Origin of the sequence: Asticcacaulis sp., from assembly GCF_020217185.1 — a bacterium.
In the GTDB taxonomy this organism is placed as follows: domain Bacteria; phylum Pseudomonadota; class Alphaproteobacteria; order Caulobacterales; family Caulobacteraceae; genus Asticcacaulis.
The window spans coordinates 1-10,000 of the sequence record NZ_JAIWNX010000132.1 but is presented as its reverse complement, the minus strand read 5'-3'; the positions used below and the strand labels follow the sequence as shown (position 1 = coordinate 10,000).

Here is a 10,000-nt window from a genome sequence, read left to right as displayed (position 1 = left end):
CGCCGGATTGACCGATGGCCTGAGCGTCGCGACGGGGCTAGGCGACTATCTGGGAACCATTCTCGAAGGCCTGAGCGACGCGCAGATTCAGGAAATTCTACGCGCCGAACATGGCGGCCTGACCGAATCCTATGCCGAACTCTATGCGCGAACGCAAAACCCGCGCTGGCTCACCCTGTCGCAGCGCCTGCGTCACCGCGCCATTGTCGATCCGCTGGCCGCCGGGCGCGACGAACTGGCCGGCAAGCACGCCAATACGCAGATCCCCAAGATCGTCGGCTCCGCCCGCCTTTACGAGCTGACGCAAAACGCCGAAGACGCCCGCATCGCGCGCTTTTTCTGGCAGACCGTCACGCGCGACCATTCCTACGTCATCGGCGGCAATTCCGACCACGAACATTTCGGCGCGCCCCGGCAACTGGCCAACCGCCTCGATCAGCAGACCTGCGAGGCGTGCAACAGCTACAATATGCTGCGCCTGACGCGCCATCTCTATGGCTGGAGCGGGGAAGCGGCCCTGTTTGACTTCTATGAGCGGGCCCACCTCAACCACATCATGAGCCAGCAAGACCCGCAAACGGGCATGTTCACCTATTTCACCGGACTGGCTTCGGGGCTTGGGCGCGTGCATTCGGACCCGACCAACGACTTCTGGTGCTGCGTCGGGTCGGGCATGGAAAGCCATTCCAAGCATGGTGAAAGCATATACTGGAAGCGCGGCGATGGCGTGGCGGTGAACCTCTATTACGCCTCGACGCTCAACGCGCCCCAAGCGCAACTCGATATGGACACTGCCTTCCCCCTGTCCGATCAGGTGGTGATTACGGTGCGCAAGGCCCCCAAAGCGCTCGCCCTGCGCGTGCCGGGCTGGTGCGCGGCCCCCGTGCTCAGGGTGAACGGCAAGGCGGCGGGTGTGCGTCAGGGCGGTTATCTGCGGCTCACGGGGCTGAAAAGCGGCGACCGTATTGAACTGCGTCTGCCCATGCCTTTGCGCGTCGAAGCCATGCCGGACGATGCCAAACTGATCGCCTTCCTCAGCGGGCCGCTGGTGCTGGCCGGTGATCTTGGCCCGTCGGATCAGCCGTGGGAAGGCGTCGATCCGGCGCTGGTGTCCGATGAGACCGCACCCCAACTGGTCGCCGCCGGGGGCCTGCATCAGTATCGACTGGGGACGCAGGGCAAGCCGGGCGACCTCAGCCTGAAGCCTTTTTTCCTGCAACACCGCAACCGCACCGCCGTCTATTTCCGCCGTTTCGGCAGCGCGGAATGGGTTGGTGAAGAGGCCGTGTGGCGTCAGGCGGCGAAGGACCGCGCCGATATGGCCGCGCGTACCGTCGATTTCATTCGGCTGGGTGAGCAGCAGCCGGAAACCGACCACGCCTTCGACGGCACGCCCAATACGGCGACCATCACCCATATCGCTGAACGCGGACGGTTGATTCAAAAAGGCTATCTGGCCTTTGATCTGAAAACCGCCGAAGGGCCGCTGGTGCTACAGGTCGCCTATGCCGGGCGCGACCGCAACAAATCCTTCCGTCTTCTGGTCGAAGGTCAGGTGCTGGCGACCGAGACTCTGGCCGGCGAGGCGACGGTGGCGCGCAATATCATCACCTACCCCCTGCCCCCGGCGTTGACGGCGGGCAAGAGCAAGGTGCGGGTGCGCTTCGAGGCTGACCGCGATCAGTGGTCTTATGTCTATGAGGCGCGGATTTTGCGCGCCGCGAAGGTGTAAGGCTCAGGGAAGACCGACCTCAACCTCAAACACCCCCGGCTGTTCAGGCAAGGGCAGCACATCGCCCACAACGGGCTGACCATTGAGGGTCAGGCCCGGAGTGCCGCCCCGGCGATAGGTGACGTGGTAGGTCGAGCCCCTAAACAACCGCGTCGCCCTGGCCTCCGTCCAGTGTGCGGGCAGACAGGGCTGCACGCTTAAGCCCTCGCGTGTGCCTTTCAGGCCGAACAGGCCCTCGATCAGGCTGCGATAGACCCAAGCCACGGTGCCAGTGTTGAACAACTGCGAAGACCGCCCCGCCGTGCGCGGATGGGCATGGAAATCACCGCGGTAATAGTTGGGGATGAAGACCGGAAACTGACCGCGCTGCACATAGTCGGCCTCATCGACACCGGCGAGCATTTTACGCATCAGTTCAAAGGCTTTTTCACCCTTCTTCACCTGCGTCAGGCTATAGATATAAAACGCCGCCGCGTGGTTATAGACCGAGCCGTTTTCCGCCACGCCGGGTGATTTTTGCGTCAGACGCCCGACATCTTCGCGCATTTTTGTATAGGGTGGGCCCAGCATTTCGACGCCATAGGGCGTCTCCAGTTCCGCCGCCACGGCCTGCACCATGCGCTCGGCCTGCGCTTCCGAGGCCGCGCCCGACAGAAGGGCAAAGCTCTGCGGATTGAGGTACAGCCGCCCCTCCGGATCGCGCTTGATGCCAAAGGCCACATCGTCGTCGGTAATCCCCCGCCCGAACCAGTCGCCGTCCCACAGATGCGTATTCATGGCGGCGTTCATCGCCTCGGCCTCGGCCGCCCAGGGCTGCGTCTCACCCGACAGACGCACCCACAGGCGCAGGGCATAGGCCACGGCGAGGGTCAGCCAGCCGGAGACCCCCTTGCCCTTCCAGCCGACCATATTCATCGGGTCGTTCCAGTCGCCCTGATCAATATAGCTCAGCCGGCGATGGTCACGGGTCTTGAGCAGCCAGCGCAGCGCCGCCTCCAGCCGCGCCCGCACGCTTTGACCATCGACCTCGGCGTCCAGCAGCGCATAGTCGTCGGTCTCATCGAGATAGGCTTCGAGCAGGATAAACAGCCACACACAATGGTCCGTATGCGGCACCTGATTGATGTAGCTGAACTGCGCCCCGTCATAGAGCTTGATGCCATCAGGCATCGAACCGTCGGCGTTTTGCTTCGAGAGGGCATAGAGCAGCGCCTCTCTGGCGCTTTGCGGGCGCACAAACACCATGCCCAGCGCATCCTGAAGATAGTTGCGCGTCTGCGGATCGGTGGTCAGGCGGTTGGTGTCGCCGTGATAATAGACCTGCCGCGCCAGCCAGCGGTTCATAAAGGCGTCGAAATGCGAATCCGGCGTTTCGATGGCCAACACGCCGCGTCCCTGTTCGACATAGGCGCGCGCCTCACCACAGACCCGCTCAAAGGCCTCAGCCCCCAGATAGGCGGCTTTCAGGCGCGCCACCTCGGCCTCATCAAAGGCCGGACCGAAGACGAAATGCCAGACCTGAGTTTCATTGGCCTCCAGCGTCTGATCGAATTGCAGCACTGCCGCGGGCGTTTCATAGAGCGCCTCGCCGCCCTGGAGCCCTGCGCGCAGCATGTCCGGATCGCTCAGCCCACCCTCGCCTTCAAAGTCTTCGCGCCGCGTCTCAAAGGCGTCCGGGAGACGATCACACGTAAGGAAGGTCTTGTCTTTAAGGTGCTGGTTTTTAAAGTAATCGTCTATCTTCTGATAGGCGGTTACCGAGCTGGCGATAACCGCGCTCAGGTCGGCATCAAAGCGCGCGCCCTGATTCATCCAGCTCATATAGCCGACCGGGAAATAGGGCACGATGCGCAGGGCGCGCTCTATATCCACCCGGTTGCGGATTTCCAGCCGCCACAGTTCGACCGCCTCATCAACAGGCAGCACCAGACTCCAGCGGATATCGAGATCGTCCTGTTCAACCGACCATTCCAGCCGTTCCGGGTGCTGCGTAAAGGCAAACGTCTTTGGGGCGCGACGCACCGGCTCATGCGGCACGGAGAAATGCCGCTGACTGACCAGATCGCGCACATAGACGAACCTCCCCGGATGATGGGCGTAGTGCGCCGTTTCCGGCAGCATGAAGGTCTTGCCCTCCACGACCGGCGCGTGGCTGTATTTGGCCGGTTCCGGCTGCATGTGCTGAGCCGTGACGAAGCCGCGACAGGTCGCGTGCAGCATCATCTTGCGGTTCCACAGAAAACCGGAGGCACGCGGCATGGCCGTGGCCGAGGTCAGGGTACAGGAATCGGGGGTCAGGGTGATCATGCGCATACCGCTTCAAAACACGACAACGTTGTCGGGTCAAGCCGGGCGGAAGGCTAAACCGGCAGGGCTATGGCGTTTTTGACCTCTTCCAGCACCGCATAGGTGCGGGTTTCACGCACACCGGGCAGCGACACCAGCGCGTCGCCCAGAAACTGCCGATAGGCCGCCATGTCCTTCACCCGCGCCTTGATCAGATAGTCGAAACCACCCGCCACCATATGACATTCCAGTATTTCCGGCTGGCGCGTCACGGCGTGGCGAAAGGCGTCGAACACGTCCTCGGTTGTGCGATCGAGCAGCACCTCAACGAAGATCAGCAGGGCCCGATCGAGCTTGACCGGATCGAGAATGGCCATAGTGCCCAGAATATAGCCATTGGCCTTCAGCCTCTTGACGCGCTCAAAGCAAGCCGCCGGTGAGACGTGCACCGCCTCGGCCAGCGCCTGATTGGTCATGCGCCCGTCCGCTTGCAGCAGGCGCAGAATCTTGCGGTCGATCTCATCCAGCATGGCGTTTTCCCGATCCGGTTACGTGCAGAAGATTTGCATAGAATTGGCAATATTGAATAAATATCCTTCGGCCAATAGCCGTAAAATTCCAAGGACATTTTCCATAAACCGGGCATACTCTAAAAAGTTTCATATTCGACCATCCCGGAGCCTCCATGACGCCTGCCGACGCCCGCGCCCGCATGATCGCCCTTTATCGCGCCCCTGAGCCGGAGGTGCTGGCGGCCCTGCTGCCTGACGCCACGCTCGATACCGCCACACGTCAGCGCGTGATGGCGCAGGCGCGTCTGATCCTTCAGGACCTCAAGGCGGCGCAATCGACCGGCTGGGTCAATCGCTTCCTTCAGGAATACCGGCTGAACACGACCGAAGGCGTGGCGCTGTTGTCGCTGGCAGAGGCCTATCTGCGCGTCCCCGATCCGGAAACGGCCAACCTGTTGATCCGCGACAAGATCGGCGATGCCGACTGGCGGGCGCATAAGGCGAAATCCGGTTCGGCTCTGGTCAATACGGCGACCTTCGGCCTGATCCTCACCCGCGCCCTGGTCGAAGACCCGCAGCAGGCCGGGACGCTGAAAAAGCTGATCACCCGTATGGGCGAACCCGTCATCCGGCAGGGGGTGGCCGTCGCCATGAAGATGATGGGCGAGGTCTTCGTCATGGGCCGCACCATCGACGAAGCGCTCGATGTCGCCGCCAAGCCTGAAAACAAGGGCTTCACCGCCTCTTTTGATATGCTGGGCGAGTCGGCGCGCACCTTTGCCGATGCCGAAAAATACTTCGCCGCCTATGAGCAGGCGCTGGACACGGTCGGGCGTTCGCCCAAGGGAACCGGCCATTCCATTTCGATCAAGCTGTCGGCCCTGCACCCGCGTTATGAGGTTGCCAATCAAGAAACTTGCGTTCCACAACTGATCGAGATGATCCGCCATCTGGCCGCCAAGGCTGCGGGCTACGATATGGACCTGACCATCGACGCCGAAGAGACCGAGCGTCTGATGATCTCGCTCGACATCATCGAGGGCGTGCTGCGTGATCCGGCCTTGTCCGGCTGGGACGGCCTCGGCATGGCGGCGCAGGCCTATGGCAAGCGCGCCCGCCCGCTGATCGGCTGGGCACAGGCCATCGGTCAGGAGACCGGCCACCGCCTTAAGGTGCGTCTGGTCAAGGGGGCCTACTGGGATTCCGAAATCAAGCGCGCGCAGGTCGAAGGCCTCAGCGACTATCCGCTATTTACGCGCAAACCGGCGACCGATGTCTCCTACCTCGCCTGTGCGAAGGATATGCTGGACGCCTCGCACATCTGGCCAGCCTTTGCGGGCCACAATGCCCTGACCGTGGCGACGATCATGGACTGGGCGGGCGAACGTCGCGACTTTGAGTTCCAGCGCCTGCACGGCATGGGCGAAGGTCTCCATGAGCGTCTGGTGCGCGAATTGGGCTATAACTGCCGCACCTATGCGCCGGTTGGTGGCCATAAGGAGCTGCTGGCCTATCTGGTGCGCCGCCTGCTGGAAAACGGTGCCAATTCGTCGTTCGTGCATCAACTGGCCGACCCAACTGTCAATGAGGAAACGCTTTTGTCCGATCCTGCCGCCCACATCGCCGCCGTCAAAGGCCGCCCGCACCCGGCCATCCCCCTGCCCACCGGCCTCTTCCCCGGCCGCAGCAACTCGCAGGGTCTGGACCTCAGCGATCAGGCCACGCTCGACGCCACGCTGAACGCCATTGCCACCATCGGCGCGAAATCTCACGCCGCCACGGCGCTGGTGTCGGGTCAGGCGGTCAGCGGCACGGTCAAGACGGTTGTGCGCCCCGCCGACCCGTCGCAGCCCATCGGTACCGTGATCGAAGCCTCCGCCGACGATGTGGCGCGCGCCCTGAAAGCCGCCGATGCCGCCGCCGATCGCTGGGCCGCGACACCGGTCGCAGACCGGGCCGCCTGTCTGGATCGCCTAGCCGACCTGATGGAGACGCACCGCCTCGAACTGATGGGGCTGTGCGTGCACGAGGCGGGCAAGACAATCGGCGACGCCGTGGCCGAAATCCGCGAAGCTATCGATTTTTGCCGCTACTACGCCGTCAATGCCCGCGAACAGTTCCGCCCCGTGACGCTGCCGGGGCCGACGGGCGAGCTGAACGAGCTGCGCCTTACGGGCCGCGGCACTTTTGCTTGCATTTCACCATGGAATTTCCCGCTGGCCATTTTCATCGGGCAAGTGACCGCCGCTCTGGTCGCCGGAAACCCTGTGGTGGCCAAGCCCGCGCCGCAGACACCGCTGATCGCCTACCGCGCCGTACAACTGGCGCATGAGGCCGGTATCCCGGTCGATGTGCTGCACTTCCTGCCCGGCGGCCCCGACGTCGGTGCGGCCCTGACGGCTTCATCCGCCGTCCACGGCGTCGCCTTCACGGGTTCGACCGCTACGGCGCGCGCCATTGCCCGCAGCCTGCTCAGCGACGACAGCCGCCCCCTTGTGCCGCTGATTGCTGAAACCGGCGGCCTCAACGCCATGATCGTCGATTCCACCGCCTTGCCGGAACAGGTGGTGGGCGATGTGGTCGTCTCGGCCTTCCGCTCCGCCGGTCAGCGTTGCTCGGCCCTGCGCCTGCTGATCGTTCAGGAAGACGTGGCCGACACGATTATTCATATGCTCAAAGGCGCGATGGATGCGCTGGTGCTGGGCGACCCGGCGGCTATCCGCACCGATGTCGGCCCGGTCATCGACGCCGCCGCGCACGATAAGTTACTTGCGTATCGCCAGTCAATGCAAACGCAATGGATTCATACGCTTGAGGCCCCCAAAACCGGCCTCTTCGTTCCGCCGACCCTGATCCGCCTCAACGCCATCGAAGACCTGTCGCAGGAATGGTTCGGCCCCATCCTGCACGTCGTCACATGGAAGGCCGGTGAACTGGACAGCGTCGTCGCCCGCGTCAATGCGCGTGGCTATGGCCTGACCATGGGGCTGCATTCGCGCGTCGCCGAAACCGCCGAGCGGGTCAAGTCTCTGGCCAGGGTCGGCAACCTCTATGTCAACCGCTCGATGATCGGCGCCGTGGTCGGATCGCAGCCCTTTGGCGGCGAAGGCCTGTCCGGCACCGGCCCCAAGGCGGGCGGGCCGCACTATCTGTTGCGTTTTGCCAGTGAACGTACCGTCTCTGTCGATACGACTTCGGCGGGCGGCAATGCCACCTTGTTGTCTCTGGCCGAAACAGACATCTGATTTTTAGCTACGGATCACCTCTGATGGAGGCGACAAGCAAAAAGAATATCCGTGTACGGCCCGCCTTGGCGGGCCGTATCCGTGTCTATCCGTGGTTATAAATCCCTTTATATCCCACCACTGTCATCCTGATTGTCCATTTACGGCGTCGCGGGCAGCCTCATCTTATCGGATGAGGTTGTCCTTGAGCATTCGTCGGCTCATTGGAGCCGCCTCATAGCTCATACTTTTGCAACGCCTCATGTTGTCCCGAAAAGCGGAGCCCCTTTTCGGCATGAGGCTCTAAGAGGCCTGCTATGATGATCGACCTGAAGGTTCTGGAACACGCGCTTGACCGGCTTCTCTACGTCTATGCCACCGACGATGAGGCCGAAGGGGCCGTGGTACGGGCGCTGGCCATATTAATCAGCGATCCCCTGCCCGACCTGACGGGCGAAGACATCACACGCATCCACGCCTACATCTATCATGCGCTTCAAGGCTTCTATGCACCGACCATAGACTACCCGGCCATCCGGCGCGAGTTCGTCACCGCCGTGTTAGCGGCGCGCAAAGGCAACTCGGTCCTGCGGCGAATGATTGCGTGAGGTAAATCTGTCTTTCAGCCAAGCGTGCCCACGCCTAGAGCGCATTCCGATAAGAACGAAATCCGCTCTAATGGCAGGCGTTTCGCTGACGCCTACACAAGCAGGGTGACTACACCGACAATCCCTTATCGATGAAAAATGTCTCAAATGTTATAATATCGATGTTCCGTTACTCAAGAAACACGAAAAGAACACTATCTAATTAATTTATTTCACGATCGAATATAACAAGCATATTTTGAAATATACTATGCTAAAATTACAATAGACAGAGACGCATATATGGTATTTACACGACAGTTTATTGACGTTTAGAGGGCAATCCTTTTCATTTGATACGTTCTCGCCGCTTCCTCCCCTTCTGCGGCGACATTTGGAGCGTATAGATGAAAAAAGTCATACCCGGACGCTATGGACTCAGCACAGCCCTTTGCACCGCTCTGGCTCTGACCGTACTGGCCGTGCCGCAGGTTCAGGCGCAAACCGCCAAGGACAAGGAAAAGGCGGATAAGGCCGAAGCCAAAGCCACAGAGGACACCGCGGTTCAGGAGGTTGTGGTCACTGGTTCACGCCTGCGTCGCACCGAATTTAACGCGACTTCGCCGGTGCAGATCATTTCGACCGAAAAGGCTGAGTTGGAAGGCGTGGTGGACACAACGCGCATCCTGCAAAGCTCCACCATTGCCGCCAGCGCCTCGCAGATCGACAATAGCTATACCGGCTATAACGTAACGGGTGGTCCGGGCGTCAACACCCTGTCGCTGCGGGGGCTCGGGGCCAACCGCACCCTGATCCTTATCAACGGTCACCGTGTCGGCCCGGCGGGCACGCGTGGTCAGGTCGGACCGGTTGATCTCAACACCATCCCCTCTTCCATCGTTGACCGCTACGAAATCCTGAAAGACGGCGCCTCGGCCATCTACGGCTCAGACGCCATCGCCGGCGTCGTCAACGTCGTGACCAAGAAGAAGTCGATTGGCGGCAGCTTCCGCGCCTTTGCCTCGGTGCCTGAGCACGGCGGCGGTGAAACCTATACTGCCAGCCTGAGCCAGTCGATCAACGAAGGCAAGTTCCACGGGCTGTTCAACCTCGACTATTACAAGCAGGAAGCGCTGCGCCAGGGTGACCGCGACTATCTGGCCTGCCCACAACAACGCATCACCTATGCCGACGGCACCCGCGCTGACGTGGTCGATCCGGCGACGGGTGACTACAAATGCTACGGTCTGACGGCCAGCGTCCTCTATACGGGTAACTATTACGTCTTTGACTCGACCCAGGCGAACGGACTCAAGCGCGTCATCTATACCGGCGCAACGGCCGATGAATCGCGCAACTCACGCGCCACCGCGCCCTATATGCAGGACCGTTACCTGTCGAAGACCGTCATTTCGCCGGTGACCCGCCGGTCGGTGAACTTCACGGGGGGGTATACGTTCGACAATGGCACCGAAGTCTATGGCGACTTCATGTACAACCGCCGCACCTCGCGTCAGGAGAGCTGGCGCCAGTTCTATCCGACCGTCAGCGCGTCGAACCCCAACAATATTCTGAAGGCCACCAGCTATCCGATCATCCTGATCCCTTATAATGTCGATCAGGACGTGCGCTATACGCGCGGTCTGCTTGGCATTAAGG

6 protein-coding genes are annotated in these 10,000 nt (G+C 61.5%); 4 read left to right on the top strand and 2 right to left on the bottom strand.

Translation table 11 applies throughout. From position 1 onward, the window contains the following. On the top strand, positions 1-1,732 hold a 1,732-nt coding region (locus LDL37_RS06465; RefSeq protein WP_290795773.1), incomplete at its 5' end, for a beta-L-arabinofuranosidase domain-containing protein. 3 nt (positions 1,733-1,735) lie between these two features. Here LDL37_RS06465 and LDL37_RS06460 read toward each other — a convergent pair. Then, positions 1,736-4,039 carry a glycosyltransferase 36 gene (locus tag LDL37_RS06460; RefSeq protein WP_290795772.1) on the bottom strand — a complete coding sequence of 768 codons (2,304 nt, stop codon included), beginning with the start codon at positions 4,037-4,039 and terminating at the stop codon, positions 1,736-1,738. 53 nt (positions 4,040-4,092) lie between these two features. After that, a complete protein-coding gene (locus LDL37_RS06455) occupies positions 4,093-4,548 on the bottom strand; it encodes an Lrp/AsnC ligand binding domain-containing protein (protein WP_107876575.1) in 456 nt (151 codons plus the stop codon). 155 nt (positions 4,549-4,703) lie between these two features. On the opposite strand from LDL37_RS06455, the gene putA reads away from it, so the two are divergent. The 3 genes from putA to LDL37_RS06440 all read left to right on the top strand — a co-directional run. Then, positions 4,704-7,775 carry a bifunctional proline dehydrogenase/L-glutamate gamma-semialdehyde dehydrogenase PutA gene (gene putA / locus LDL37_RS06450; protein WP_290795771.1) on the top strand — a complete coding sequence of 1,024 codons (3,072 nt, stop codon included), beginning with the start codon at positions 4,704-4,706 and terminating at the stop codon, positions 7,773-7,775. A 296-nt stretch (positions 7,776-8,071) separates the two neighbouring features. Continuing rightward, positions 8,072-8,362 carry a hypothetical protein gene (locus LDL37_RS06445; RefSeq protein WP_272740103.1) on the top strand — a complete coding sequence of 97 codons (291 nt, stop codon included), beginning with the start codon at positions 8,072-8,074 and terminating at the stop codon, positions 8,360-8,362. A gap of 386 nt (positions 8,363-8,748) precedes the next feature. Then, positions 8,749-10,000 (top strand): TonB-dependent receptor plug domain-containing protein (locus LDL37_RS06440; protein ID WP_290795770.1); only part of this gene is annotated, 1,252 nt, incomplete at its 3' end.

Excerpts from the sequence above, each read along its gene's own strand:
- putA (WP_290795771.1), top strand. The coding sequence starts at position 4,704 with ATGACGCCTGCCGACGCCCGCGCCCGCATGATCGCCCTTTATCGCGCC.
- LDL37_RS06460 (WP_290795772.1), bottom strand. The coding sequence starts at position 4,039 with ATGATCACCCTGACCCCCGATTCCTGTACCCTGACCTCGGCCACGGCC.
- LDL37_RS06455 (WP_107876575.1), bottom strand. The coding sequence starts at position 4,548 with ATGCTGGATGAGATCGACCGCAAGATTCTGCGCCTGCTGCAAGCGGAC.
- LDL37_RS06445 (WP_272740103.1), top strand. The coding sequence starts at position 8,072 with ATGATGATCGACCTGAAGGTTCTGGAACACGCGCTTGACCGGCTTCTC.